General features: G+C 71.8%; 25 protein-coding genes. 15 read left to right on the top strand and 10 right to left on the bottom strand.

The window, feature by feature from the left end:
- Positions 1 to 152: 152 nt before the first annotated feature.
- Positions 153 to 569, bottom strand: a complete 417-nt coding sequence (locus tag ACFVN5_RS04080; protein WP_376953384.1) for a transferase — start codon at positions 567 to 569, stop codon at positions 153 to 155.
- A gap of 230 nt (positions 570 to 799) precedes the next feature.
- Here ACFVN5_RS04080 and ACFVN5_RS04075 point away from each other — a divergent pair, with 230 nt between their 5' ends.
- The 3 genes from ACFVN5_RS04075 to ACFVN5_RS04065 all read left to right on the top strand — a co-directional run bounded on the left by ACFVN5_RS04075 (position 800) and on the right by ACFVN5_RS04065 (position 4,941).
- Positions 800 to 2,113 (top strand): glycosyltransferase, encoded by a 1,314-nt coding sequence (locus ACFVN5_RS04075; RefSeq protein WP_376953383.1) that lies wholly within the window; start codon positions 800 to 802, stop codon positions 2,111 to 2,113.
- A gap of 135 nt (positions 2,114 to 2,248) precedes the next feature.
- Complete coding sequence (locus ACFVN5_RS04070; RefSeq protein WP_376953382.1) at positions 2,249 to 4,021, top strand: ABC transporter ATP-binding protein; 1,773 nt, start codon at positions 2,249 to 2,251, stop codon at positions 4,019 to 4,021.
- A complete protein-coding gene (locus ACFVN5_RS04065) occupies positions 4,018 to 4,941 on the top strand; it encodes an energy-coupling factor transporter transmembrane component T family protein (RefSeq protein WP_376953381.1) in 924 nt (307 codons plus the stop codon). Before ACFVN5_RS04070 ends, ACFVN5_RS04065 begins: the two co-directional genes overlap by 4 nt.
- A 30-nt stretch (positions 4,942 to 4,971) precedes the next feature.
- Here the strand turns inward: ACFVN5_RS04065 and ACFVN5_RS04060 are convergent, their stop codons facing one another.
- A complete protein-coding gene (locus ACFVN5_RS04060; protein ID WP_376953380.1) occupies positions 4,972 to 5,928 on the bottom strand; it encodes an FKBP-type peptidyl-prolyl cis-trans isomerase in 957 nt (318 codons plus the stop codon).
- Positions 5,929 to 6,037: 109 nt separating this feature from the next.
- Between ACFVN5_RS04060 and ACFVN5_RS04055 the strand changes: the two genes are divergently transcribed.
- Complete coding sequence (locus ACFVN5_RS04055; RefSeq protein WP_376953379.1) at positions 6,038 to 6,910, top strand: class I SAM-dependent methyltransferase; 873 nt, start codon at positions 6,038 to 6,040, stop codon at positions 6,908 to 6,910.
- Here ACFVN5_RS04055 and ACFVN5_RS04050 read toward each other — a convergent pair.
- Complete coding sequence (locus ACFVN5_RS04050) at positions 6,907 to 7,812, bottom strand: sulfurtransferase (RefSeq protein WP_376953378.1); 906 nt, start codon at positions 7,810 to 7,812, stop codon at positions 6,907 to 6,909. The two genes, ACFVN5_RS04055 and ACFVN5_RS04050, sit on opposite strands and share 4 nt — an antisense overlap.
- Positions 7,812 to 9,032, bottom strand: coding sequence for an AAA family ATPase (locus ACFVN5_RS04045; protein ID WP_376953377.1), 1,221 nt, complete (start codon positions 9,030 to 9,032; stop codon positions 7,812 to 7,814). The genes ACFVN5_RS04050 and ACFVN5_RS04045 overlap by 1 nt, the downstream gene beginning before the upstream one ends.
- Positions 9,033 to 9,148: 116 nt before the next feature.
- Between ACFVN5_RS04045 and ACFVN5_RS04040 the strand changes: the two genes are divergently transcribed.
- The 10 genes from ACFVN5_RS04040 to ACFVN5_RS03995 all read left to right on the top strand — a co-directional run bounded on the left by ACFVN5_RS04040 (position 9,149) and on the right by ACFVN5_RS03995 (position 21,099).
- The gene (locus ACFVN5_RS04040; RefSeq protein ID WP_376953376.1) at positions 9,149 to 12,247 is read left to right on the top strand and encodes a Na+/H+ antiporter subunit A; all 3,099 of its coding nucleotides are present in this window, start codon (positions 9,149 to 9,151) and stop codon (positions 12,245 to 12,247) included.
- A complete protein-coding gene (locus ACFVN5_RS04035) occupies positions 12,244 to 12,762 on the top strand; it encodes a Na(+)/H(+) antiporter subunit C (protein WP_376953374.1) in 519 nt (172 codons plus the stop codon). Before ACFVN5_RS04040 ends, ACFVN5_RS04035 begins: the two co-directional genes overlap by 4 nt.
- Entirely contained in the window at positions 12,759 to 14,345 is a 1,587-nt protein-coding gene (locus ACFVN5_RS04030; protein WP_376953373.1) for a Na+/H+ antiporter subunit D, read from the top strand. The genes ACFVN5_RS04035 and ACFVN5_RS04030 overlap by 4 nt, the downstream gene beginning before the upstream one ends.
- On the top strand, positions 14,342 to 14,935 hold the full coding sequence (locus tag ACFVN5_RS04025; RefSeq protein WP_376953372.1) for a Na+/H+ antiporter subunit E: 594 nt from the start codon (positions 14,342 to 14,344) through the stop codon (positions 14,933 to 14,935). The genes ACFVN5_RS04030 and ACFVN5_RS04025 overlap by 4 nt, the downstream gene beginning before the upstream one ends.
- Positions 14,932 to 15,204 carry a monovalent cation/H+ antiporter complex subunit F gene (locus ACFVN5_RS04020; protein WP_376953371.1) on the top strand — a complete coding sequence of 91 codons (273 nt, stop codon included), beginning with the start codon at positions 14,932 to 14,934 and terminating at the stop codon, positions 15,202 to 15,204. The genes ACFVN5_RS04025 and ACFVN5_RS04020 overlap by 4 nt, the downstream gene beginning before the upstream one ends.
- Positions 15,201 to 15,560, top strand: a complete 360-nt coding sequence (gene mnhG / locus ACFVN5_RS04015; RefSeq protein ID WP_376953370.1) for a monovalent cation/H(+) antiporter subunit G — start codon at positions 15,201 to 15,203, stop codon at positions 15,558 to 15,560. Before ACFVN5_RS04020 ends, mnhG begins: the two co-directional genes overlap by 4 nt.
- A 128-nt stretch (positions 15,561 to 15,688) precedes the next feature.
- Entirely contained in the window at positions 15,689 to 17,971 is a 2,283-nt protein-coding gene (locus tag ACFVN5_RS04010) for a GAF domain-containing protein (RefSeq protein ID WP_376953369.1), read from the top strand.
- A complete protein-coding gene (locus tag ACFVN5_RS04005; RefSeq protein ID WP_376953368.1) occupies positions 17,968 to 18,360 on the top strand; it encodes a response regulator in 393 nt (130 codons plus the stop codon). The genes ACFVN5_RS04010 and ACFVN5_RS04005 overlap by 4 nt, the downstream gene beginning before the upstream one ends.
- Positions 18,350 to 19,486, top strand: a complete 1,137-nt coding sequence (locus ACFVN5_RS04000; RefSeq protein ID WP_376953367.1) for an adenylate/guanylate cyclase domain-containing protein — start codon at positions 18,350 to 18,352, stop codon at positions 19,484 to 19,486. The genes ACFVN5_RS04005 and ACFVN5_RS04000 overlap by 11 nt, the downstream gene beginning before the upstream one ends.
- Positions 19,483 to 21,099, top strand: a complete 1,617-nt coding sequence (locus ACFVN5_RS03995; protein ID WP_376953366.1) for a peptide ligase PGM1-related protein — start codon at positions 19,483 to 19,485, stop codon at positions 21,097 to 21,099. Before ACFVN5_RS04000 ends, ACFVN5_RS03995 begins: the two co-directional genes overlap by 4 nt.
- Before the next feature lie 85 nt (positions 21,100 to 21,184).
- Here ACFVN5_RS03995 and ACFVN5_RS03990 read toward each other — a convergent pair whose 3' ends face one another.
- The 6 genes from ACFVN5_RS03990 to paaA form a co-directional block, all read right to left on the bottom strand.
- Positions 21,185 to 21,970, bottom strand: coding sequence for an enoyl-CoA hydratase/isomerase family protein (locus ACFVN5_RS03990; RefSeq protein ID WP_376953365.1), 786 nt, complete (start codon positions 21,968 to 21,970; stop codon positions 21,185 to 21,187).
- 123 nt (positions 21,971 to 22,093) lie between these two features.
- A complete protein-coding gene (paaE, locus tag ACFVN5_RS03985; protein WP_376953363.1) occupies positions 22,094 to 23,320 on the bottom strand; it encodes a 1,2-phenylacetyl-CoA epoxidase subunit PaaE in 1,227 nt (408 codons plus the stop codon).
- On the bottom strand, positions 23,320 to 23,865 hold the full coding sequence (gene paaD / locus ACFVN5_RS03980) for a 1,2-phenylacetyl-CoA epoxidase subunit PaaD (RefSeq protein WP_376954309.1): 546 nt from the start codon (positions 23,863 to 23,865) through the stop codon (positions 23,320 to 23,322). Before paaD ends, paaE begins: the two co-directional genes overlap by 1 nt.
- Positions 23,862 to 24,770 (bottom strand): 1,2-phenylacetyl-CoA epoxidase subunit PaaC, encoded by a 909-nt coding sequence (paaC, locus tag ACFVN5_RS03975; RefSeq protein WP_376953362.1) that lies wholly within the window; start codon positions 24,768 to 24,770, stop codon positions 23,862 to 23,864. Before paaC ends, paaD begins: the two co-directional genes overlap by 4 nt.
- A complete protein-coding gene (gene paaB / locus ACFVN5_RS03970; RefSeq protein ID WP_136707718.1) occupies positions 24,767 to 25,072 on the bottom strand; it encodes a 1,2-phenylacetyl-CoA epoxidase subunit PaaB in 306 nt (101 codons plus the stop codon). Before paaB ends, paaC begins: the two co-directional genes overlap by 4 nt.
- A complete protein-coding gene (gene paaA / locus ACFVN5_RS03965; protein WP_376953361.1) occupies positions 25,072 to 26,055 on the bottom strand; it encodes a 1,2-phenylacetyl-CoA epoxidase subunit PaaA in 984 nt (327 codons plus the stop codon). Before paaA ends, paaB begins: the two co-directional genes overlap by 1 nt.
- A gap of 137 nt (positions 26,056 to 26,192) precedes the next feature.
- Here paaA and paaI point away from each other — a divergent pair, with 137 nt between their 5' ends.
- Entirely contained in the window at positions 26,193 to 26,606 is a 414-nt protein-coding gene (paaI, locus tag ACFVN5_RS03960) for a hydroxyphenylacetyl-CoA thioesterase PaaI (protein ID WP_376953360.1), read from the top strand.
- Positions 26,607 to 26,729 lie beyond the last annotated feature (123 nt).

Genomic DNA, 26,729 nt, shown 5'->3' with positions numbered 1-26,729 from the left:
GGCGCTACTCGACGACCGGGCACAGCGCGTCGCCTCCGGCGGCGCTACTCGACGACCGGAGGTGCGGCGCTACTCGACGACCGGACCGACCCCGAACATGCAGATGCCCCGGGCCTGTGCACCCCGGGGCATCCGTGTCGTCTGGTCGCGGCTCAGGCCGCCAGGCCGAGCCGGCGCAGGTCGTCGCTCGACGCGTGGAACTCCGCGCCCTCGGCGATCGTGGCCTCGCGCGGCACGCGCGCGCCGTTCTGCACGCGTGCGTCGGCGCCGATCTCGGCATAGGGACCGACGACCGCGTTCCGGCCCACGACGGCGCGACGTCCGACGTGCGCGCGCACGCCGATCACGGCGCGCTCCGCGACGATGGCGTCGCGATCGACCCAGCCGCCCGGACCGATGTTCGCGTTGCGCTGCACCTCGGCGCCCGGGTCGACGTAGGCCGTCGGGTCCACGAACGCAGTGGGGTCCACCTTCGCGGTCGTTGCGACGAGGCCGCGACCGTTCACGTGCTTGCGGTAACGCCGCAGCACCCCGTTCTCGTCCTCGAACTCGACGTAGCTGATGCCCACGTTCTCCTCCTTCCGGCGCGGTCCTCCCACGCCGCTCCGACGTGGTGGCTCCACGTCCGGACATTGGTACAACATCGGGGCTGACCGGGGCATTCCCCACTTCGACGGGGGTTCAGGGAGCCCCAGCGAACCCACAGCTCGGTGCCAGCCCTGAAACCCGGTGGGGCCAACCCCGAAACCGGCCCGAATCGCTTGTCGAGGGTTCCCCGCGCTGGATAGCTTCGCTGCCCATGTCCACCTACCTCCTCTGCGCCAGCCCCATCCAGGGCCACGTGGCGCCCATGATCGCCATCGCCCGCGACCTCGTCGGCCGCGGCCACGACGTCACCGTGCTCACCGGATCGCGCTTCCGCGACGCCGTGCTCGCCGCCGGCGCCGACCACCGCCCACTCGTCGGCATCGCCGACTACGACGACCGCGTCATGCAGGAGCTCCTGCCCGACCGCGACCGCCACCACGGCATCGCGAAGCTCGAGTACGACGTCCAGACGATGTTCGTGCGCCCCGTGCCCGACCAGTACCGCGCACTCGAGCAGGCCATCGCCGAGCTCGGGCCCTCCGCGATCCTCGCGGAGGGCGCGTTCGCCGGCATCGTGCCGCTGCTGCTGGACGACCCCGCCACGCGGCCGCCGATCCTCGGCGTCGGCGTGATCCCCCTCGTGCAGCTCAGCGTGGACACGGCGCCCGCCGGATTCGGCCTCGCGCCGAAGCCGGGCGCGATCGGCCGGCTCCGGAACCGCGTCCTCAACGAGCTCGTGACGAAGGTGGTGTTCCGCAAGACGCAGGCCCTCGCGCAGCAGATCATGCGGGACCTCGGCCGCTCGGGCCTCGACACGTTCGTGTTCGACTCCACCCGCAAGTGCGATCGGTTCCTGCAGCTCTCGCCCGCCGAGTTCGAGTACCCCCGCGGCGACCTCAGCCCGAACGTGCGCTTCGTGGGCACGGTGCTGCCGCCCGCTCCGGCCGACGCGGCCCTGCCGTCGTGGTGGGACGAGCTCGACGGCGACCGCCCGGTCGTGCACGTCACCCAGGGCACGATCGACAACAAGGACTTCGACCGGCTCGTGCGTCCGACGCTCGACGCGCTCGCCGAGCGCGACGTGCTCGTGGTCGTGGCGACCGGCGGTCGTCCGGTCGAGGAGCTCGGCGAGCTGCCGGGCAATGCGCGCGCCGCGGAGTTCCTCCCCTACGACCTCCTCCTGCCGAAGACCGACGTGTTCGTCACGAACGCGGGCTTCGGCGGCACGCAGTTCGCCCTGAGCCACGGCGTCCCGATCGTCGCGGCCGGCGACACCGAGGACAAGCCCGAGGTCTCGATGCGCGTGCAGTGGTCGGGCGTCGGCGTGAACCTCCGCACCGGCACGCCCACCGCGGCCGCCGTCGCGAAGGCCGTCGACGAGGTGCTCGCCGATCGCACGTACGGCGATCGCGCCCGCGCGATGGCCGCCCGGATCCGCAACTACGACACCTTCGACCTGATCGAGGCCGAGCTCGAGGCATCCGTCATCGCCGCCTCGCTGCGACTCGAGACGCCGGTCGGCTGAGGCGTCGTCGGGCCGGGCGAAGCGGGCGGATGCCGCGCCTCGCCCGGCCCGAACGCGAAAGGTTAGGCTGTCCTAAGCCGACACCGTCGGCGACGCCTCGCCCGCCGGCGGCAGCCGGCACGACCGGGACTCCCGATGACCGCTCCCCTGCTCGAGCTCGATGCCGTGCGCATCCGCCACGACGGTGCGACCCGCGCGACGCCCGACGGCGTGAGCCTCGCGGTGCGGGCCGGCGAGGTCGTGCTCGTACTCGGACCGTCGGGCTGCGGCAAATCCACGCTGGCGCTCGCGCTCGACGGCCTCGTACCGCACGCCGTGCCCGCGGCGCTCGACGGCACGGTCTCGATCGCCGGGCTCGACAGCCGGGAGCATCCCGTCGGCGTGCTCAGCGCGCACGTCGCGATGGTGTTCCAGGACCCCGACGCCCAGGTGGTCACCGGCACGCTCCTCGACGAGGTCTGCTTCGGCCCCGAGAACCAGCTCGTGCCCGCCGACGAGGTGCTCGCACGCGCCGAACGGGCGCTCAAGCTCGTCGGGCTCTGGGAGCGGCGGGCCGACAATCCCGATCGGCTCTCGGGCGGCGGCCGCCAGCGCCTGGCCATCGCCTGCGCGCTCGCGATGGCGGCGCCCGTGCTCGTGCTCGACGAGCCGACCGCCAACCTCGACCCCGCCGGCATCGACGAGGTCTACGCCGTGCTGCGCGAGCTCGCGTCGACGCGCGACCACGCGATCGTGCTCGTCGAGCACAACCTCGACGCCGCCGTCGACATCGTCGACCGGGCGGTCGTGCTCGACGCCGAGGGCCGCGTCGCGTTCGACGGACCCGTGCGCGAGGTGCTCCGCGACCACGTCGAGGAGCTGCTCGGCCTCGGCGTCTGGCTCCCGGTCTCCACGCTCGCGGCGCTGCGGCTCCGCGCCGCCGGCGTCGAGCTCGATCCGCTGCCGCTCACGCCCGCCGAGCTCGCCGCCGCGCTCGACGCGGTCGAGGACCTGCCCGCGCCGCTCGTCGATGTGGCGGGCGGGCAGGCGGCGCCGGCGGCGGCGTCGGCGGAGACGGCCCCGGCCGGCCCTGCCCCCGCCCCCGCCATCCGCGTCCGCAGGCTCTCCGTGCGCCGGGGCGGACGCCGCGGTCCGGTCGTGGTGCACGACATCGACCTCGACGTCGCGGCCGGCGAGTTCTTCGCGGTCGTCGGCACGAACGGGGCCGGCAAGACGAGCCTGCTGCAGGCCCTCGCAGGAGTCATCCCCGCGGCATCCGGCACCGTCGACGTGCTCGGCCTCGACCCGCAGCGCGCCGATTCGCGTGAGCGCAGCCGCCGGATCGGCTTCGTCTTCCAGAACCCCGAACACCAGTTCGTCGCCACCACGGTCGAGGACGAGCTCGAGACGAGCCTGCGGATGCAGGACGTGCCCGAGCCCGAGCGTGCGGGCGAGGTCGCGCGCATGCTCGAGCGCTTCGGCCTCGGCGAACTCCGGGGGCAGCATCCGTTCCTGCTCTCGGGCGGGCAGAAGCGCCGCCTCTCGGTCGGCACGGCCCTCATCGCCGGTGCGCCGGTCATCGCGCTCGACGAGCCGACGTTCGGCCAGGACCGCGAGCGCGCGGCGGAGCTGCTCGACGTGCTGCGCGCGCTGCACGAGGAGGGCACGACCGTGCTCGTCGTGACGCACGACCTGCAGCTCGTCGCCGACTACGCCACGCGCGTGGCCGTCATGGCCGATGGCCGCGTGCTCGGTTCCGGACCCACCGCCGAGGTGCTCGCCGGGCCGCTCATCGACGAGGCCGGGCTCCGTCACCCGCCGCTCGCACGCGCGACCCGCGGGCTCGCGCGGCATCCCGAGTGGCATGCGGTCACGCGGATGTCGCAGCTGCCGTCACGGCGGGCGGGATCGTCGGGAGGCGCCGCATGACCGCCTCGGCCGAGGCCCGCGAGGCGCGCGAGGCGCTGCAGGCGCCGGTGTCCGACACCACGGACACCGGCGCGGCGAGCACCATCGTCGATCCCTACGCCGAGCGTCGCGCGCCGCGGGGCGGATTCCTGTACGCGCTCAACCCGCTCGCGAAGCTCGCCGCGCCGCTGCCCGCCATCATCGCGCTCATCTTCACGCGCGGCCTCGCGATCCCGACGGTGCTCATCCTGCTGTCGCTCGCGGTCCTGCTCGTCGGCGCCCGGCTCCGGGCGCGCTGGGTCGCGCTGCTCCTCATCGGCCTGCCCGTGCTCGTCGCCGTGCTCGGCGTCAGCTTCGGGGTCTGGGTCGACCCGAGCCGGATCCCGACCGGGAGCCCCGGGGCATCCGTCGTGCTCGTCGAGATCGGCGGCTGGGAGTTCACGCTCGCGGCCTACCTCATCGGGCTCGCCGCGGCGCTTCGCATCGCGGCGCTGCTCGTGCTGAGCCTCATCGCCGGGCTGACCACGTCGGGTCCCGAGCTCGTTCGCGCCCTGGTGCAGAACCTCCGCGTGCCCTATCGGATCGGCTACACCGCGCTGGCGGCGCTGCGCTTCGTGCCGCGGTTCGGGCACGAGCTCGAGGTGATCCGGGCGGCCCAGCGCGTGCGCGGACTCGACCACGGACGCGGCCCGATCGCCGCGGTGCGTCGCACCCTCGCGGTCGCGATCCCGCTGCTCGCCAGCGCGATCCGCCACGCCGAACGCGTCGCCCTCGCGATGGACGCGCGGGCGTTCGGCGCGCACCCGACGCGCACCGAGCGCACGGTCAGCCGCTGGCGCGCTCGCGACACCGCCTTCGTCGTGCTCTCGTGGTGCGCGATCGCCGCGGTCTACTGGTGGGGCCTCACCGCCGGGTTCGGCGGGCTGGCCGGGCGGCCGTGACGCGCGTCGCGCGACGGCCGCCCGACGTGCCTACTGGCCCTGCTCCGTCGCGGGCGCGGTGTCGATGATCTCGACGACGAACACGAGCGTCTGGCCGGCGAGCTCGCCGCCGTTCGGGTCGGTGCCGTAGCCGTACTGCGGCGGGATCGTGACGATGAGCTTCGTGCCGACCTTCTGGCCGACGAGCGCAGCGCCGAAGCCCTGGATGACCGCGTCGGTCGTGAACTGGGCGGGGTCGCCACCGTAGGACTGGTCGAAGACCTCGCCCGTGTCCCAGCTGGTGCCCTGGTAGTGCAGCGTCACGTTGTCGCCGGACTGCACCTCGGCGCCGTCGCCCTCCTCGAGCACCTTGAGCTGGTACTCGGCCGGCGGGGCCGTGTCGGGCAGGGTCACCGTGGGCGGCTCGCCCTCGGCGCCGAACTTCACCTCGGGCACGTCCTTCTTCCACTCGGCGGGCTTGAGCGGCTCCTGCACGTCGACCACGATGACGACGGTCTCGTTCGGCGCGATGCCGATCGTCTCGTTGCCCTGCTCGCCGTAGAGTGTGGAGGCCGGCGCGACCGTGACGGTGCGCGAGCCGGTCGGCACGCAGTCGATGCCCGCGAGGAACGCGTCGAACACGCTGTCGTCGCCCGCCGTGATGGTGGCCGGCTGCGAGAAGGCCTGCTCGCCGGTGGTGCCCGAGAACGCGCTCACGATCGCGTTCACGTCATCGCCGGACTTGGTCACCTCGCCGTCGCCCTCGATGAGGACCGTGCGCTCGAGCTCATCGGCCTCGAGCGGCGTCGTGAACGTCGCCGTCGGCGAGGCACCGAAGTCGCCCTCGACCTTCACGCTGTCGCTGAGCGACCCGGACGGCACGTCCATGCAGTCGGCCGCGGCCGGGGTCGTGGTCTCGGGTCCGGGGCCGGCGGCGCAGCCCGCGAGGACGAGCGCGGCGGCGGCAGCGAGTGCGACAGGCGCAGTGCGGCGCAGGGCACGGTTCATGAGGGGGATTCTCGTTTCGATCGGAAGCGCGAACTGCCAGTCTGCCCGGTGCTGGCTCTCGATTGCCTGAGACTTCGGATTTCCGCCGGATCAGGACGAGAATGGGCAGATGGGGGACACGACGACCGTACCCGATTCCGCTGGGGAGTTCACCGAGTCCGCGGCATCCGTCGCCGGACTCGACGAGGTGCTCTGGGACACGATCTCCACGGCCGTGCTCCTTCGGTCCCATCCGCAGTTCGATGAACGCGTGCTCGACGCGTACGCGCGCGACGGGGCATCCGCGTTGCCGACGGCCGAGCTCGTGGGCGTCGGCGGCCTCGTCGACGCCGTCGAGCCGATGGCGTCGCTGGTCGAGCTGGCCCGCGAGCGAGCCGGCGAGCGGATGCCGCAGCTGCAGCTGCACGTCGCCGATCCGGCCGAGTGGGAGCCCGACGGCTACGACCTCGTGCAGTGCGTGCTCGGCATCGGGGCGTTCGACGACGTCACCGCGGGGACCCGTCACCTGGTCGAGCGCGCCCGGCCGGGGGGTCGCATCGTGATCGCGGTCTGGGCGCGCGACTCGCTGGATCCGCTGCCCGGGCTGCTCGCCGCCGCGGCCGGCGGATCGGCCACGGCCGGCGGATCGGCGGCGGCCGAGTCCGACGAGGAGCCCGAGGAACCGGCCGACGAGGAATCCGACGCCGCCGCCGAGCCTCCGCACACCGTCGTCGCAGCGGACACGGCCGGGAGCCTCGCGCACTGGCTGACCGAACTCGGCCTCGTCGAGGTGCGGGCCGAGGCCGTGCAGCGGCACGTCGACCTCACCCCCGAAGTCGCCTGGCTCCTCGTGCAGGGCACCGGGCTGCACGGACTGGTCGACGGGCTCGACGAGTCGGAGCTCGACGCGGTGCGGGAGCGGTACCTCGCGGCGATTGCCGACGCGGACGTGCACGCCGTCGACGCCACGACGATCATCGCCGTCGGCCGCCGCCCCGACTAGTTCTGCGAGCCCCCGACGGATGGCACGGGGTCGCCGGGCTCGCCCCCGGTCGCGACCGGGCGCCCTGGCTCGTTCGACCACTGGCTCCATGAGCCGGGGAAGAGCGCCGCGTCGATGCCGGCGAGCGCGAGGGCCGCGACCTGGTGCGCCGCCGTGACGCCCGAGCCGCAGTAGGCCGCCGTGGCCGTGCCGGGCTCGATGCCGAGCGCGGCATACTTCGCACGGAGTTCGTCGGGCGCGAGGAAGCGCCCGTCGGCGTCGAGGTTCGCCGCGGTGGGCGCGGAGCGCGCGCCGGGCACGTGGCCGGCGCGCGGGTCGATGGGCTCGACCTCGCCCCGATATCGCTCCGCCGCGCGCGAATCGAGCACGACGCCGGTCGCCGGCAGGGCGGCCACGCCGTCGGCGTCGATGAGCGGCATCGCGCCGAAGTGCGCGGTGGCGTCGCCGCGTTCGGCGGTGGTCGTGCCCTCCTCGAGCGGATGCCCCGCCGCGGCCCAGGCCCGGAGCCCGCCGTCGAGCATCCGCACGTCGCCGAACCCGGCGTGGCGCAGCAGCCACCACGCTCGCGCCGCGGACTGGTTCCCGAGGTCGTCCATGACCACCACGGTGTCGCCGTCGCGCAGGCCCCACGAGCGCATGGCCTCGGTGAACGCCGCCTCCGCCGGCAGCGGGTGCCGCCCACGGCCGGTGACCGCGTGGTCGGCGAGGTCACGGTCGAGGTCCACGTAGATGGCTCCTGGGATATGCCCCGCCAGGAATGCCGGGCGTCCGTCGGGCACGGGAAGCGACCAGCGCACGTCGAGCACAACCGTGCGGGTGTTCGACCCTGCGGTCTGCTCGTCGTCGAGGCGACGGGCGAGGTCGTCGGCGGTGATGAGGATCGGCATGGGAGACGCGGTCATCAGGGTTCTCTCCGCTTCCGCTTCTGGATCTCGGGCACGTGGAGCTCGGGCACGGCCCGCAGCATGAAGGCGTCGAAGTCGGGAACCGTGAACGCGGCGTAGCCGTGCTCGGGCGTGTATAGCAGGCCCATGTCGATGAGCTCGGCCCGGGTCGGCCCGAGCTGGGTCGATTCCCGCCCCATGACCCGCGCGACATCCGATGCCTTCTGCGGCTTCGGGCCGAGTTCGGCCATCGCCCGCAGGTAGGCGGTCTGCAGCGGGGTGGCCCGATCGAGGCGGACGCGGAAGAACGACCCGTCGAGCTTGGCCTCGTACGCCTCCCGAGCCGCCGCCACGTCGGCGCGCCGGATGCGGTGCTCGGTCGCGACGCCCCAGACCTGGTAGCCGAGCTCCTGGATGAAGTACGGGTATCCCTGGGTGATGCGGATCGCGAGCTTGACCGCATCGTCGTCGAACGTCACGCCCTCGAGGAGCGCGGGCTCGATGAGCGCCTTCCTCGCGTCCTCGTCGTCGAGCGACCCGACCGAGGGGAACGTGAAGAGGCGTTCCGCGTAGCTCTTCGCGTCGCCGGCCAGTTCCGCGATCTGCGGCAGGCCCGCCCCGACGAAGGTGATCGGCAGACGGCGCTGGACGGTCTTGTGCACGGCCTGGATGAGCGCCTCGAGCTGGCTCCGCCCCAGGAACTGGACCTCGTCGACGAGGAGCGCGACGCCCCGGTCCTGCTCCTCGGCCGCCTCCCCCAGGGCGACGAACACGTCGGTCAGGTCCATCGAGAGGTCGCCGTGATCGCCGGCGCCCTCGGCGGCGGGCACGTCCCAGCTGACGCTGAACGTGCCCTTCTGGTCGACGGAGACCGCGAAGGCGCTCAGCACCTCCGCGGCGCGACGCGCTCGATCCGTCCACCGCGCCCGCGGCGAGAGGCGGAGCAGGGCGGCCTTGAGCTGCGAGAACATCGCCTGGCGGAAGCGCGTGTCGTCGTGCTTGCTCGCCTCGATCTCGACGACCTCCCACCCGGCACGGCGCGCGATCTCGCCGAACCTGCCGAGGAGGACGGTCTTGCCGACCCCACGGAGACCCGTGATGACCATCGACTGCTCGGTGCGACCCCGCTCGAGGCGCTGGAGCAGGACGGTGAACGCCTCGAGCTGGTCGTCTCGTCCGACCACGATCTCGGGCGTCGCCCCGGCATTGGGTGTGTACGGATTGCTGACGGCGTCCACGCCCCGAGTTTATGAGTCTTTGGCTGCTTTATGAAGCGTCGATAAATCGACCTAAACACCCTTCGGCCTTCGGTAGACTGGTCGGACGGAATGTTGCGCGAGGCTTGGGAGGTCGGATGATCGCCAGCCTCGTCGCATTCGGCGTCGTCGCGCTCCTCACGCCGCTCGCAACGAGGCTGCTCGGCCGCCGGGTCTTCCCGATCATCGCGCTGGTGCCCGCCGCGGTCTTTGTCCTGCTCCTCACGTGGCTGCCGGGGGTCCTCGCGGGCACGCCGGTCGTCGAGGTCGTGCCGTGGATCCCGCAGCTCGGCATCGCGCTGTCGTTCCGCCTCGACGCCCTCGCGCTCCTCCTCGCGCTCATCGTCACCGGCGTCGGCGCGCTCGTGCTCCTCTACTGCACGCACTACTTCCGCGACGACGAGCCCGCGCTCGGGCGGTTCGCGGCGCTCCTCCTCGCCTTCGCAGGGGTGATGCTCGGCCTCGTCACGGCCGACGACGTGTTCCTGCTGTTCGTCTTCTGGGAGGCGACGAGCGTGCTCTCGTACCTCCTCATCGGCCACTACACCGGCCGGAAGGAGAGCCGAGGCGCGGCCCTGCAGGCCCTCACCGTCACGACGTTCGGCGGCCTCGCGATGCTCGTGGGCCTCGTGCTGCTCGTCGTCGCGGGCGGCACCACCTCGCTCTCGGAGCTCGTGGCGCACCCCGTGACCGGCGCGGCGGGCGAGTGGGGCATCGCGCTCGTGCTCGTCGGGGCCATCTCGAAGAGCGCGCTCGTGCCGTTCCACTTCTGGCTCCCCGCGGCCATGGCCGCCCCCACGCCGGTGTCGGCGTACCTGCACGCCGCGGCGATGGTGAAGGCGGGCGTGTACCTGGTGGCGCGCATGGCGCCCGGGTACGCCGACCTGACGGTGTGGCATCCGATCGTCATCGGACTCGGCGTGCTCACGATGCTCGTCGGCGGCTGGCGTGCGCTGCGCCAGTACGACCTCAAGCTCCTGCTCGCCTACGGCACGGTGAGCCAGCTCGGGTTCCTCGTGCTCGTCACCGGCTACGGCACGCGCGACGCGGCGCTCGCCGGCGTCACGCTGCTGCTCGCGCACGCGCTGTTCAAGGCCGCGCTCTTCCTCGTGGTCGGCATCGTCGACCACGCCGCCGGCACGCGCGACTGGCGTAAGCTCTCTGGGCTCGGCCGCCGCATGCCCGTGATCGCGACGATCGCGATCCTCGCCGCCGCGTCGATGGCGGGCATCCCGCCGCTGCTCGGGTTCGTAGCGAAGGAGGCCGTCTTCACGGCGTTCCTCGAGGCCGCGGCGGCCGGCGAGTCGTGGGCGTGGGTCGCGCTGGTGGGCGCGTTCCTCGGCTCGGTGCTCACTGTCGCGTACTCCGTCCGCTTCGTGTGGGGCGCGTTCTGGACCCGCCGCAGCGTCGAGCCGACACCGCTGCACGCGGAGTCGCCGCTCATCGGCCTGGCGCCCGGCATCCTCTCGGCGGCGAGCCTCGTCGCGGCGTTCGCGATCCCGGCGATCGAGCCGCTGCTCGCCGCGTACGCCGACGAGCTGCCGGGCCCGCACGACTACCACCTCGCGCTCTGGCACGGGCTCGAGCCCGCGCTGTGGATCTCGCTCGCGGTCTTCGCGCTCGGCGCGCTGCTCGTCTGGGGTCGCGTACGCGTCGCCCGCCTGCAGGCCGCGGTGACCCCGATGGTGGACTCGGCGCGCGGCTACCTCGGCATCGTGTCCGTCGTCGACCGCGTCGCAGCGGCGGTCACGACGGCGATCCAGCACCGCGGGCTGCCCGGCTACCTGGCGATCATCGTCGCCGTGTTCATCGGCGGGCTCGGCGCGGCATCCGTCATGAACACAGCCTGGCCCGACGGCGTGCGGCTCTGGGACTACCCGGCGCAGCCGTTCCTCGCGTTCGTCATGGCGATCGCCGGACTCGCCGCCGCCACCGTCAAGCAGCGCATGACGGCGGTGCTGCTCGTGAGCGTCACGGGCTATGGCCTCGTGCTGCTGTTCGGCATGTCGGGCGCGCCCGACCTCGCGCTCACGCAGGCGCTCGTCGAGACGATCGTGCTCGTGGTGTTCGTGCTCGTGCTCCGCCGCCTTCCGAAGCAGATCGCGCAGCGCAACCCGCCCGTGCACAAGGTCGCCCGCGGCATCATCGGCGCGCTCGCCGGCATCGTGATGGGGATCATCGGCCTGGTGGCGCTCGGCGCGCGCATCGAGCCGACCATCGCCGACGGGCTGCCGGCGCTCGCGATCGAGGCGCACGGCAAGAACATCGTGAACGTCATGCTCGTCGACATCCGTGCCTGGGACACGCTCGGGGAGATCTCGGTGCTCGTCGCGGTCGCGACGGGCGTCGCGAGCCTCATCTTCGTCTCGGGCCGCACGGGCGGCGCGCCGCGACTCGACCTCGCCGAGCTCGACGTGCCCGTCGACCGGCGCCAGCGCCTCCGCCCGGTCCCCGAGGAGGCGTCGAGCATCCGCGCCCCGCGCACGAGCCTCGCCGAGACCGAGGGCGAGACGGATGCCGCGGCCGAAGCCGCCTCGACCCGGCAGACGTGGCTCCTCGCCGGTCGCACGCTCTCGCCCCGCAACCGCTCGATCCTCATCGAGGTGCTCGTGCGGCTGCTGTTCCACCCCGCGATCATCGTGTCGGTCTACCTGCTCTTCGTGGGCCACAACGCCCCGGGCGGCGGCTTCGCGGGCGGCCTGCTCGCCGGCCTCGCGCTCGTCGCCCGCTACCTCGCGGGCGGGCGGTACGAGCTCGGCGAGGCGGCCCCCGTCGACGCCGGACGCCTGCTCGGCACGGGCCTGCTGCTCGCCGCGGGGACCGCGGCGGCCTCGCTGCTGTTCGGCGGCGCCCCGCTCGAGTCGGCCTGGTTCGAGGCCGAGCTGCCGCTCATCGGCACCATCTCGATCGGCACCTCGACGCTGTTCGACATCGGCGTCTACCTCGTGGTCGTCGGCCTCGTGCTCGACATCCTCCGCTCGCTCGGCGGCGAGGTCGACCGCCAGGAGGAGCTGGCCGGCGACGAGAGCGAGGAGGGCGGCGACCTCGACCGCGGTGGCGCGGCGGCCGGCGCCGACCTCGAGCAGGGCGAGGGACCCGAGATCGCCGAGCGCCCCGAGCACCTCGACGCCGAGCTCGAGACCCCGCTGACCACGACCGACCGCGCCTCCGACACCGCCGAGGAGGTGCGCCGATGACCGCCTCGCTCACGCTCGTCGTGCTCATGGCCGTGCTCTTCGGCGCGGGCATCTCGATCATGCTCGAGCGCAGCCTCACCCGCGTGCTCATCGGATTCCTGCTCGTCGGCAACGCCGTGAACATCCTCATCTACCTCATGAGCGGCACCCCGGGCCTCGCACCGATCCTCGGCGAGGGCGTCGACCCCGACGAGATCTCCGACCCGCTGCCGCAGGCGTTCGTACTGACCGCGATCGTCATCAACCTCGGCATCACGGCGTTCATGCTCGCCCTCATCTACCGGTCGTGGTGGCTCGCCCAGCTCGGCACGAAGGGCGACCTCGTCGACGACGAGGAGGAGGACGTGCAGGACGCCGAGGAGGCCGCCGACCTCATCCGCAGCTCCGCTGCCGACGACGCGGCGATCCAGGAGATCATCGACGCGAGCGACGAGGAGCCCGACGAGGGGTTCGAGGAGGAGCTGGAACTCGAGGCATCCGCTCGCGACCGCAGCGACGGGGGTGACGACCGATGACCGCCGTGCTCGTGCCGCTCGTGGTGCTGCTGCCCCTGCTCGGGGCGGCGACCGCGCTCATCCTCGGCCGCCACCGCCGCGCGCAGATGGCCGTGAGCGCCGGCGTGCTCGGCACGGTGACGGTGATCGCCGCCGTGCTGCTCGGCGCCGTCGACGCGGGCGAGCCGACCGTGGTGTCGATCGGCGCGTGGCCGGCGCCGTACGGCATCGTGCTCGTCGTCGACCGCCTGTCGGCGATCATGCTGCTCATCTCGGCGATCGTGCTGCTCGTGGTGCTCGTGTACGCCGTCGGCCAGGGCGTTGCCGACCGCCACCGCGAGACGCCGGTGTCGATCTTCCACCCGAGCTACCTCATCCTGTCGGCGGGCGTGTTCGACGCATTCATCGCGGGCGACCTGTTCAACCTGTACGTCGGGTTCGAGATCCTGCTGTCCGCGAGCTACGTGCTGCTCACGCTCGGCGGCACGGGCGAGCGCATCCGCGCCGGCGTCACGTACATCATCGTGAGCCTCGTCTCGTCGCTGTTCTTCCTCTCGGCGATCGCGCTCATCTACGGCGCGACCGGCACCGTGAACATCGCGCAGCTCTCGGTGCGCCTGGCCGAGCTCCCCGACAGCGTGCAGCTCATCCTGCACCTGCTGCTGCTCATCGCCTTCGGCATCAAGGCGGCGGTGTTCCCGCTGTCGTTCTGGCTGCCCGACTCCTACCCGACCGCGCCCGCACCGGTCACCGCCGTGTTCGCCGGCCTGCTCACGAAGGTCGGCGTCTACGCGATCATCCGCACCGAGACCGTGATCTTCACCGAGAGCGACCTCACGGTGCTGCTCATGGTCGTCGGCGGGCTCACGATGCTCATCGGCATCCTCGGCGCGCTCACGCAGGCCGACATCAAGCGACTCCTCTCGTTCACGCTCGTGAGCCACATCGGCTACATGATCTTCGGCATCGCCGTGGGCACGCAGCTCGGCCTCGCGTCCACGATCTACTACGTGGTGCACCACATCACCGTGCAGACGACGCTGTTCCTCACGACCGGACTCATCGAGCGCTTCGGCGGCGCGACCTCCATCAACCGGCTCGCGGGCCTGCTCAAGGCGTCGCCCTTCCTCGCGATCCTGTTCTTCATCCCGGCGCTCAACCTCGGCGGCATCCCGCCGTTCTCGGGCTTCCTCGGCAAGACGGGCCTCTTCCTCGCCGGGGCCGAGCAGGCGGGCGCTGCGGATGCCGCGGGCATGGCCTGGCTGACCTGGGCCGTGATCGCCGCGGGCGCCGCCACCTCGCTCATCACGCTCTACGCCCTGACGCGGTTCTGGAACATGGCGTTCTGGCGCGGACGCGACGAGCTCGAGGGGTACGAGTCGGTGCTGCTCGGCTCGGTGCAGGAGGCGCCAGAGGGCGCGACCGTCACCGCGACGCGCACCACTCCGATGCTCATGGTCGCGGCGACCACGACGCTCGTGGTGGTCACGGTGCTGCTCACGGTGTTCGCCGGTCCGCTCTTCGAGTTGACCGACCGCGCCTCGTTCGACCTCGTCAACCCCGAGGCATACGTCTCGCTCGTGTTCCCCGGAGGCATTCGATGAGCCGGCCCGAGCTCGAGGTGTCGCGCTGGCGGTCGGTGTGGCGGCAGCTGCCGCTGCTCATCGGGCTCGTCGCCCTGTGGCTCTTCCTCTGGGACCACGTCGACACGCTCACGGTCGTGACGGGCGTGATCCTCGCGATCGCCGTCACGCGCGTGCTCTACCTGCCGCCCGTGCTCCTCAGCGGACGCTTCAACCCGTGGCGCGGCCTGCTGCTCGGCCTGCGCATGATGTTCGACGTCGTCGTCGCGTCGCTGCAGGTCGCCCTTCTCGCCGTGAACCCGCGGTGGAAGCCGATGAACTCGATCATCGCCGTGCAGCTGCTCACCCGCTCCGACCTCGTCACGACCCTCACCGCCGAGGCGATCTCGGTCGTGCCGGGCACCGTCGTGGTCGACATCGACCGCGAGCGCGGTCTGCTCTACCTGCACGCGCTCGGCACCCGCACCGAGGCCGACATCGAGCGCACCAGGCGCGGGGTGCTCGGCACCGAGGAGCGCATCGTGCTCGCGATCGGCACGCACGCCCAGGCGGTCGCCGTGCGGGAGGAGCAGCGCGCGCGGCGCGCCGCCGAGAAGGGACGGACCCCATGACCTTCCTCACCGTCGTCAGCATCATCGCGGGCGTCATGTTCGGCATCGGCGCGCTCGCGGCGGTCTTCCGCATCATCCGCGGGCCGTCGATCCTCGACCGGGCGCTCGCGACCGACGTGCTGCTCGCCATCGCGATCTGCGCGCTCGGCGCCGAGATGGCGATCAACAAGCACACCGACACCCTCGTGGTCATGCTCATCCTCGCGATGTTCGCGGTCGTCGGGTCGATCTCCATCGCCCGGTTCATGGCGAAGCAGGATGCCTCGTGAACGCCACCGAGATCGTCGTCGGCGTGCTCATCCTGGTGAGCGCCTTCCTCTCCATGGCCGCTGGCATCGGCATCGTGCGGTTCCCCGACGTGCTCACCCGCCTGCACGCCGCGACGAAGCCGCAGGTGCTCGGCCTCGCCGCCGTGGTGCTCGCGATCCTCCTGCAGGTGCCGACGTGGGGCGTGCTCACGACCATCGTGCTGGTCATGACCTTCCAGCTGCTCACGCAGCCGATGACCGCGCACATGCTCGGCCGGTCGGCGTACCGCACCGACCACGTGCGCCGCGACCTGCTCATCGAGGACGACCTGGGCCGCGACATCGAGGAGCACGACCAGGAGGACGCGCACCGCTGAGGTCGACGAACCTCCCCCGCTCAGTCGCTGTCACGCGAACGAGGTGATTGCAGCCCCCGTTCCGGCGGGTGGAGAATACGGCTGAAGTCGCGTTCGTGCGAACTCTCTCCAGCGAAGGAGAGGCCATCTTGAGCGAGCGGGGTCGCAGCAGCATCAGCGAGGAGGACTTCGAACGCCTCCAGCGCGACTACACCGACGCCACCGAGCAGTTCGCGGCGATGAACGAGGTGCTCACCGCGCTCGGTCGGTCCTCCTCGGATCCCGACGCCGTGCTCGACACGGTCGTGCAGAGCGCGCGACGCCTGTGCCGCGCCGCCGCCGGCCAGATCTACCTCGTCGAGGGCGATCACTTCGCCCTCTCCAGCTCGGTCGGCCTGTCCGACGAGTTCGTCGCCTACGTGGAGGCCAACCCGCTGACGCTCGACCGGCGGTCGCTCGTCGGCCGCGCGGTGCAGGACCGACGGATCATGCAGGTCTCCGACGTGCTCATCGATCCCGAGTACGGCCGGCTCGACCTGCAGCAGATCGGCGGCTTCCGCACGCTCATCTCGGCGCCGATGATGCTCGATGACGACGTGGTCGGCACGCTCTCGCTCTTCCGCACCGAGGTCGCCCCGTTCGACGCGCGGGCGATCGCGCTGCTCGAGGCGTTCGCGGCGCAGGCCGCGGTCGTCGTGCGCAACGTGCACCTCGTGCGCGCCCTCGAGGCGCGCGGCGCCGAGCTCGCACGGCGGATCGAGCAGCTCGAGGCGCTCAGCGAGGTCGGGGAGGCGGTGAGCTCGAGCCTCGTGCTCGACGAGGTCCTCTCGAGCATCATCATGAACGCCGTGCGGTTCGCCGGGTGCGACGGCGGCTCCATCATGGAGTACGTCCCCGAGGACCGGAGCTTCTCGGTGCGCAGCGCGTACGCGTCGAGCGCCGAGCTCCTGCGCAAGCTCCGCGGCATCCGCATCGACCTCGACACCACGCTGGTCGGGCGCGCCGCACTCGAGGGCCACCCGATGTGGGTCGCGGACCTCGACACCGTCGAGCTCGATCCGCACCTGCAGCTCCTGCACGACGACGGCTGGCGCTCGGTGCTCACGGTGCCGGTGCTCCGCGGGTCGCAGATCATCGGCGCACTCGTCGTGCGCCGCAAGCGGCCCGGCGGCTTCTCGAACGAGACCATCGAGTTCCTCGAGACGTTCGCGAGCCAGTCGGCGCTCGCGGTCTGGAACGCCCGGCTCTTCCGCGAGCTCGAGACGAAGACGGCCGAGCTCGAGGTGGTGAGCCAGCACAAGTCCGAGTTCCTGGCCAGCATGTCGCACGAGCTCCGCACGCCGCTCAACGCGGTGATCGGGTTCTCGGAGGTGCTGCTGGAGCGGATGTTCGGCGAGCTCAACGACCGCCAGGACGAGTACCTCCGCGACATCCTGAGCTCGGGCCGGCACCTGCTCAACCTGCTCAACGACATCCTCGACCTCTCCAAGGTGGAGGCGGGGCGGATGGAGCTCGCGCCGTCGACGTTCTCGGTGTCGTCGGCCATGGAGTACGGCCTCTCGATGGTGCGCGAGCGCGCGGCGATGCACGGGCTCACGCTGAGCCTCGAGGTGGATCCGACGGTCGACGTCATCGACTCCGACGAGCTGCGCGTCAAGCAGGTGCTGCTCAACCTGCTGAGCAATGCGGTGAAGTTCACGCCCGACGGCGGCCACGTCGCGGTGGTCGCCCGGCGCGACGGCGACGAGTTGGCCGTGACCGTCACCGACGACGGCGACGGCATTCCGGCGGACGACCGCGAGCGCATCTTCGAGTCGTTCCAGCAGGGCGGTCGCGGCACCCAGCGCGAGGAGGGAACCGGCCTCGGCCTCACGCTGTGCCGCCGGATCGTCGCGCTGCTCGGCGGTCGGATGTGGCTCGAGTCCGAGGTCGGCCGCGGCAGCACGTTCGGCTTCACGCTGCCCCTCGATGGACCGGTGGTCGCGCAGGCGCCCCAGCCCGCCGAGCAGGCGAACCTCCCGGTCGTGGTCGTCATCGACGACGACCGGGCATCCCTCGACCTCATGACGGCCTACCTCGACGGGCTGGGCGTGCAGGTCGTGCACGCCCGCGACGGCGAGGAGGGGCTCGAGCTCATCCGGGCGCACGGGCCGGCGGCGGTCGTGCTCGACATCCGGATGCCGGGACTTGACGGCTGGGAGGTGCTCACCCGTGTACGAGAGGACCAGGCGATGAGCGCGGTCCCCGTGATCATCGTCTCGATCCTCGACGAGCGCTCGCGCGGCATGACGCTGGGCGCGACGGACTACCTCGTGAAGCCCGTCGGCCGCGAGGAGCTCGTCGGCGCGCTGCGGCGGGTCGGCGCGGTGCACTCGGGCTCGCTCTCGGGTCGCAACGGGCGGCTGGCCTCAGGTCCGGAGGAGGCGGGATGATGCCCGGCCGACGCATCCTCGTCGTCGAGGACAACCCGCTGAACCTCAAGCTCGTGCGTGACGTGCTGACGGCCTTCGAGTACGACGTGGTCGAGGCGCACAGCGGCGAGGAGGGCGTGGAGCTCGCGGGGACGTGCTCGCCCGACCTGGTGCTCATGGACCTGCAGCTCCCCGGCATCGACGGGTACGAGGCGCTGCGCCTCCTGCGACAGGACCCCCGGCTCGGCTCGGTGCCAGTGGTGGCGGTCACCGCGTTCGCCATGAAGGAGGACCGGGAGCGCACGGCCCGCGAGGGCTTCGACGGCTACCTCGGCAAGCCCATCAGCGTCAGGGCGCTGCCCGAGCAGGTGAGCCAGTTCCTGAGCAACGGACGGACCGATGCCCCGTGACGAGGTCACCATCCTCGCGGTGGACGACCTGCCCCAGAACCTCCGGCTGCTCGACGCGGTCCTGAGCCCCCGCGGCTACCGGGTGCTCACGGCGACCTCGGGCGAGGAGGCGCTCGCGATGCTGCCGACCGCCGGCGCCGACCTCGTGCTGCTCGACATCCTGATGCCCGGCCTCGACGGATACGAGGTGTGCCGCCGCATCCGGGCGAGCGCGGAGTTCGCCTACCTGCCGGTCGTGATGATCACCGCGAGCGGGGAGCAGGAGAAGGTGCGCGCGATTGAGGCGGGTGCCGACGACTTCGTGAGCAAGCCGTTCGACCAGGGCGAGCTCCTCGCCCGCGTCGCGTCGCTGGCCCGCATCAAGCGATACCACGACACGATCGAGCGGCAGGCCGAGGAGCTCGCGGCGTGGAACGTCGAGCTGGAGGCGCGCGTCGACGCGCAGGTCGCCGAGCTCGAGCGGGTCAACCGGCTCCGGCGCTTCCTCTCCCCGCAGCTCGTCGACGTGGTGCTCGACTCGGGCGAGGAGGGCGTGCTGGCCAGCCATCGGCGCGAGATCGTCGTGGTGTTCTGCGATCTCCGGGGGTTCACCTCGTTCGCCGAGGCGAGCGAGCCCGAGGAGGTCATGGGCGTCCTCGCCGAGTACCACCACGCGCTCGGTGAGCTCATCTACCGGTTCGAGGGCACGCTCGAGCGGTTCACGGGCGACGGGCTCATGGTGTTCTTCAACGATCCGCTCCCGGTGGACGACCCCGCCGGGCGCGCCGTGGCGATGGCCGTCGCGATGCGGGAGCGCGTCGCCGAGCTCGCCCACGACTGGAGCCGGCGTGGCAACGACCTCGGCTTCGGCATCGGGATCGCGCAGGGGTACGCGACGCTCGGCCGCATCGGCTTCGAGGGGCGGTTCGACTACGCCGCGATCGGCAGCGTCACGAACCTGGCCGCCCGGCTGTGCGCGGTGGCGGATGCCGGGCAGATCCTCGTGGCCCAGCGCGTGTACTCGGCGGCCGAGGGAATGGCGATGGGCGAGCCGGTGGGCGAGCTCGACCTGCGCGGCTTCAGCAAGCCCGTGCGCGCGTTCGCGATCACGGGCATCGACGACACGGAAGCGCAGGTGGGGACATGACCACGCTCGATGGGACCGCGGCACCGACGGCGACGGCATCCGACGCCGCCACGCTGTCCGACCTGGACGAGGACGCCCGGAACCTCCGCTTCGACCGGCTCCAGGACCGCATGGCATCCGTGTGGGACGCGATGCGAATCGGGCTCGAGGACGAGTCGGTCGTCGTCGTCCCGTCGGTGACGCTGAGCCGCACGGTCCCGGGGAGCGGCAGCGGCAGCATGGCGCAGGCGTTCGAGGAGCGGTTCCTCTTCCTGCTGCTCCTGCTCCGCCAGCCGCGGCTCCGGATGATCTACGTCTCGTCGATGCCCGTCGACCCGCGCATCATCGAGTACTACCTCGCGCTCCTGCCCGGGGTCATCCCGAGCCACGCGCAGGCCCGCCTCACGATGGTGTCCGTGGGCGACGCGTCGCCCCGCCCCCTGAGCGTGAAGCTGCTCGAGCGTCCGAGGCTGCTCGAGAAGATCGCGGCGCTCATCCCGAACCGCGCACGCAGCCACCTCATCCCGTACAACACGACCGAACTCGAGCGCGACCTGGCGCTCACCCTGGGCATCCCGATGTACGGCTCCGATCCACGGCTGTCGGACCTCGGCACGAAAACCGGATGCCGCCGGCTCTTCGGCGAGGTCGGGGTGCCGTACCCCCTCGGCGCCGAGGACCTGCACGGCCTCGACGAGGTGGTCGATGCGATCGGCGACCTGCTCGACGCCCGCCCCACTATCGGCCAGGTCATCGTCAAGCTCAACGAGGGCGTCTCGGGGGCGGGCAACGCGCTCGTCGACCTCGCCGGCGTCGGCGGTCTGCCCCCGGCCGAGCGACGGGCGGCGATCGCCGAGCGCGTCGAGGGGATGCAGCTCGAGGCGAGGGACATCCCGTTCGCCGCGTACGTCGCGAGGCTCGAGTCCGACGGCGGCATCGTCGAGGAGCGGATCGTCGGGGAGGAGCTGCTGAGCCCGAGCGTGCAGCTGCGCTCGCTTCCCGACGGCACCGTCGAGCTCCTGTCGACGCACGACCAGCTGCTCGGCGGCGCGAGCGGGCAGAGCTACCTGGGCTGCGTGTTCCCGGCCGACCCCGCGTACTCCCGCCTCATCAGCGAGCCGGCGGCGGCGATCGGCGAGCGGCTGGCCGCCGAGGGCGTGCTCGGGCGGTTCGCGGTCGACTTCGTCACGATGCGGGATGCCGCGGGCGGATGGTCCGCGTACGCGATCGAGCTCAACCTCCGCAAGGGCGGCACGACGCATCCGTTCCTGACGCTGCAGTTCCTCACCGACGGGCGGTACGACGCCGAGACGGGCCGCTTCCTCACTCCCGAGGGCGCCGAGAAGCACCTCGTGGCCACCGATCACCTCGAGGGCGGGGAGCTCCGTGCGCTCTCGGTCGGCGACCTGTTCGACGTCGTCGCGCGGCACGGCCTGCACTTCGACCAGTCGCGGCAGACCGGGATCGTGTTCCACATGATCAGCTCGATCACCGAGCACGGCCGCGTGGGCATGACCGCCGTCGGCGACACTGCCGAGCAGGCGATGGAACTCTACGAGCGCGCCGGGCGCGTGCTCTTCGACGAGGCGCGCCTCGCCGGCACGCAGCGGGCGCTGCCCGACCTCGCGGGTTGAGGGGGCGCGCAGCGCCGTCTCGAAACCCGCTCGTGCAGGCACGGGGTTTCGAGACCCGGCTCCGCCGCTCCTCAACCCTCGGGAGTCAGCCCCGACCGGTGAATTCCGGCCGGCGCTTCTGCTGGAACGCCGCGAATCCCTCGCGGTAGTCGTCCGTGTCGCAGAGCGCCGCCTGCGCGCGGTTCTCCTGGTCCATCGATTGCCAGTGCCCGAGGCGGTCGTCGCGCAGCGACGCGATGAGCGCCTTCGACGCCACGAACGCCTGGGTGGCCCCGGATGCCGCGGCGCGGGCCGCCGCGCGGGTGGCATCCGTCACCTCGTCGGCGGGGAACACCTGCGAGAACAGGCCCGCGGCCACCGCCTCGGTGCCCGACATGAGCCGGCCCGTGACGATGAGGTCCATGGTCTTGTGCGCGCCGAGCCGCTCGAAGAACAGCGCGTGGCCGCCCGAGTCGAGCGTGGCGCCGAGGTTCGCGAACGGCGACCCGATCTTCGCGGTTTCGGCGACGTAGACGATGTCGCTCGCGATGAGCAGTCCCAGTCCGACGCCGAGGCACGCGCCGTGGGCGACCGCGAACGTGGGCGCCGGGAAGGACGCCATCCGCTCGAGCAGCGGCTGCACGCGCCCGCCGAGGTAGCCGAGCACGTCGTCGTCGCGCGGGTCGACGCCCGAGATGTCGCGGCCGGCGCAGAACGCGCGACCCTCGCCGCGCAGCACGAGCGCGCGCACGTCACCGGCCTCCGCGGCCCGCTCGGCCGACGCGTACGCCTCGGCCAGCTCGGCGAGCGCCGCGACGTCGAGCGCGTTGAGCTTGTCGGGGGCGTTCAGCACGACCTCGGCCACGCCGTCGGCAACGCTGAGTTCGATCATCTGCGCCTCTCAATCCCGTTCTCAGGACGTTCTCGGTGATTCGGTCGCGCTCCCGGCGTGTCTTCCTGAGAAGCGTGCGATGCGGGCCGGGTGCTCCTGAGAAGCGCGAGCAGCGTCTCACGCTCAGACGTCATAGTCCACCACGACGCGGTCGGACTTCGGGTGCGACTGGCAGGTGAGCACGTAGCCGCGCTCCAGCTCGTCGGGCTCGAGCGCGTAGTTCTCGGTCATGTTCACGCTGCCCTCGACGAGGCGCGCGCGGCATGTGCCGCACACGCCGCCCGCGCACGCGAACGGCACGTCGGGGCGCACGCGCAGCGCCGCGTTGAGGATCGACTCGTTCGCCGACACGGGGCTCTCGACGGTCGAGGACTGCCCGTCGAGCGTGAACTCGATGGCGACGGTCTCCTCGCCCTGCTTCACCTCGACGGGGCGCCCGTGCCGCGGCTCGACGCGGTCGGCGTCGGTCGTGAACAGCTCGTACCGCACGTGGTCGGCCGGGACGCCGGTCGCGGCGAGCGTGTCGCGGGCGAGCTGCACGAGCTCGAAGGGTCCGCAGAGGAACCACTCGTCGACGGTTTCGGGCCGGATGAGCACGTCGAGCATGGTGCCGAGCTTCTCGGCGTCGATGCGGCCCGAGAGGAGCGGCGCGGTGCGCTGCTCGCGCGAGAGCACGTGGTGCACGGCGAGCCTCGACGGGTAGCGGTCCTTCAGGTCGGCGAGCTCCTCGAGGAACATCACGTCGAGGGTCGAGCGGTTCGTGTAGACGAGCTCGAACTCCGCCGTCGCCGACCGTGAGAGCACGGTGTGCGCGAGCGCCATGAGCGGCGTGATGCCGCTGCCGGCGGCGATGCCGACGATGTGCTTGCCGTCGAGCGCGTCGAGCGTCGAGGTGAACGTGCCCTGCGGGCTCATCACGTCGAGCGTGTCGCCCGCCTGCAGCTCGGAGTTCGCCCACGACGAGAAGATGCCGCCGAGGTCGCGCTTGATGGCGACCGAGATGCTGCCGCGCTCGGGCGGTCGGCAGATCGAGTAGCTCCGGCGGCGCTCGTGCCCGTCGAGCTCCTTGCGGAGCGCGACGTACTGCCCGGGCAGGTACGTGTAGTTGTCGGCGAGCTCCTCGGGCACCGCGAAGGTCACCTCGACCGCGTCGGCCGTGAGCGGACGCACCTCGGCGACCTCGAGCTCGTGGAACCGCGCCCGGTGGCGCTTCGCGACGTGCTCACCGCCGACCGTCGACGCGAGGAACGCCTCGGCCACGGAGCTGTCCACGGGCTGCGCGGAGCTCGGGGCGGTGCCGGTCGACGTGCCGAACCCGAGTCCGATCGACCCCAGGTTGCGCGCCGCCATCAGAGCACCTTGAAGTAGTCGAAGGGCTCGAGGCAGTCGCGGCACTCGTACAGCGCCTTGCACGACGTCGAGCCGAAGCGGGCGAGCTCGCGCGTGTTCAGCGAGTCGCAGCGCAGGCACTTCACCGAGAGCTGCAGGCGCACGGGCCCCTGCTTCGCCGCGGCGTGACCGGTAGGCGCCTGGATGCCGTAGCGGCGCAGCTTCTCCTTGCCGGCGTCGCTCATCCAGTCGGTGGTCCACGCGGGCGCGAGCACGAGGTCGATCTGCACCTCGTCGTAGCCGGCGTGGGTGAGCGCGACCAGCACGTCGTCGCGCATGGCGTCGAGCGCGGGGCATCCGCTGTACGTCGGGGTCAGCTGCACGCGCACCGCGACGCCCTCTGAGCTCGTCGAGGGGGCGACCTCGACCGAGCGCAGCACGCCGAGGTCCTCGATCGTGAGCACGGGGATCTCGGGGTCGGTCACGGTCGCGGCCACGTCCCAGGCGCGTCGGGCGGCCGGGTCGCTCGGCACGGGCCGGGCGACGGATGCCGCCACCGCGGTCACCACGACGCCCCCGGGTGCTGGCGGGCGAGCACCTGCATCTCCGCGAGCAGCGGGCCGAGGTGCTCGGTGTGGCCGCCGGAGCGTCCGCGGCCGGCGGCGATGAACGCCGTGCGGCCGGTCGGGGGCTCGAGCTCGGCCTCGGCGAGCACGGCGGCGATGACCTCGTCGAACCGGGCGCGCAGCGTCGACGGCAGCACCGCGACGCCGTCGGCGGCGAGGCGCTCGGTGAGCTCGTCGTCCTCGAAGAGCTCGTCGATGTACGGCCAGGTGTCGGCGATCGCGATCGTCATGCGGCGACGCGATTCGTCGGTACCGTGCGCGAGTCGGAGCGTCCACTGCACGGCGTGGTCGCGGTGGTAGTCGACCTCCTTGGCCGCCTTCGCCGCGACGGCGGCGAGGGTCGGGTCGGTCGACGCCGAGAGCTCGCCGTAGAGCTCGAGCAGATACGTCGCGACCACGAGCTGGCGGGCGATCGTGTGCGCGAAGTCTCCGTTGGGCTGCTCGAAGATCCAGGCGTTGCGCCACTCGGGCTCGTCGCGCCAGTACGCGAGGTCGTCCTCGCTGCGGCCGGTGGCGCTGCCCGCGTAGTGCAGCAGCGAGCGGGCGTGCCCGATGAGGTCGAGGCCGATGTTGCCGAGGGCCACGTCCTCCTCGAGCTCGGGCGCGCGGGTGATCCACATGCCGAGCTGCTGGGCGAGCACGAGGGCGTCGTCGCCGAGCCGCATCGCGTACTCCGCGGCATCCGCCGATGCCGTGCCGCCGGTGCCCGTGAGACCGGCACCCGCGAGCTCCTCGACGAGCTCGACCTGGTCGACGGAGACGTCGCCGTGGGCATCCCGAACCGGGTCTGCGTCTCGATACGCGTCGCCTCCGGCGGCGCTACTCGACGAACGAACGTCGCTCACAGGTGCTTCACCCCCTCGGACTTCGTGTAGTACACCGCGTGGCGGTAGTTCTTGCCCGCGGGGCTCTCGAAGAACGCGCCCTTCGCGTCGGGGTCGCTCGTGGTGATCGCGTCGGCGGGCACCACCCAGATCGAGACGCCCTCGTTGCGGCGCGTGTAGAGGTCGCGCGCGTTGCGCACGGCCATGTCGGCATCGGGCGCGTGCAGCGACCCGACGTGCACGTGGCTGAGGCCGCGGTTGGCCCGCACGAAGACCTCCCAGAGGGGCCAGGCCTCGGTGCCCGTCTCGCCCGGAGTGCTCATCACGCCACCGCCTTCGCGCGCTCGGCCTGCTTGCGGGCGTACTCGGCGGCCGCCTCGCGCACCCAGGCGCCGTCCTCGTGGGCCTCGCGCCGGCGGCGCAGGCGCTCGGCGTTCGCGGGTCCGCGGCCGGCGAGCACCTCGTTGAACTCGGTCCAGTCGATCTCGCTGATGTCGTACGCCTGGCGCTCCTCGTTCCACGCCAGGTTCGGGTCGGGCAGCGTGACGCCGAGCACCTCGGCCTGCGGCACGAGCATGCCGACGAAGCGCTGGCGCAGTTCGTCGTTCGAGAAGCGCTTGATGTTCCACGCCATCGACTGCGCCGAGTTCGGCGACTGGTCGTCGGGCGGGCCGAACATCATGAGGCTCGGCCAGTACCAGCGGTTCACCGCATCCTGCGCCATCTCGCGCTGCGCCTCGGTGCCCTGCATGAGCTCGAGCAGGATCTCGAAGCCCTGCCGCTGGTGGAACGACTCCTCCTTGCAGATGCGCACCATCGCGCGGCCGTACGGTCCGTAGGAGGCGCGGCACAGCGGCACCTGGTTGCAGATCGCGGCGCCGTCGACGAGCCACCCGATGGCGCCCATGTCGGCCCAGGTCGGCGTCGTGTAGTTGAAGATCGACGAGTAGCGCGCCCGGCCCTCGATGAGCTGCTGCATCATCTCCTCGCGCCCGATGCCGAGCGTCTGCGCGGCCGAGTAGAGGTAGAGCCCGTGGCCCGCCTCGTCCTGCACCTTGGCCATGAGGATCGCCTTGCGCTTCAAGCTGGGCGCCCGCGAGATCCAGTTGGACTCGGGCTGCATGCCGATGATCTCGGAGTGCGCGTGCTGGCTGATCTGCCGGATGAGCGTCTTGCGGTACGCCTCGGGCATCCAGTCGCGCGGCTCGATGCGCGAGTCCTTGGCGATGAGGTCGTCGAACAGCGCCTGGGCGGCCTCGTCGTGCTCCTCACGACTGGCGACGCTGAGGTCTGCGGGTGCGGTCATCGTCGACTCCTGTGTTCTGGCGGTATCCGGCGCCGGCGGTACGCCGCGGCATCCGGTATTACTAACCGATCGTTCAGTTAGTATATAGTCATCTTCAGCGCCGCAGCAACGGCGCGCAACTCGACGAGGAGCAGCGCATGACGGATGCCACGAGCCAGGCCAATCGCGCCATGATGGACCGCGACCTCGCCTCCGCCGCCCTCGGCATGGTCGTCGAGCGCGACGATCCCGGCCACGCGGTCGTGTCGATGCTCGTGCGCGAGGACATGACGAACGGCTTCCACATCACCCACGGCGGCCTCGTCTTCACCCTGGCCGACACGGCCTTCGCCATCGCCTGCAACGAGGACGACAACGTCACCGTCGCGGCGGGCGCCGACATCACCTTCCTGAAGTCCACTCGCGCGGGGCAGACCCTCACCGCGACCGCCGTCCGCCGCACCCGGTCGGGCCGCACCGGACTCTACGACGTCTCGGTCGTCGACGAGCACGGCGACGCGGTCGCCGAGTTCCGCGGCCGTTCCCTCTCCACGAACCGCGCCGTTCCCTGAGCTCGTCGAAGGGAACGCACCCCGGACACGGTCCCTTCGACAGGCTCAGGGACCGGCCACCACACACAGGAGCACCACGTGTCGACGACGACCATCTCCCCCAGCGTCTCGGGCCTCGAGCCC

Origin of the sequence: Agromyces sp. NPDC057865, from assembly GCF_042796995.1 — a bacterium.
GTDB lineage: Bacteria > Actinomycetota > Actinomycetes > Actinomycetales > Microbacteriaceae > Agromyces.
The sequence above is the reverse complement of the archived record's forward strand: the minus strand, read 5'-3'. Positions and strand labels throughout refer to the sequence as shown.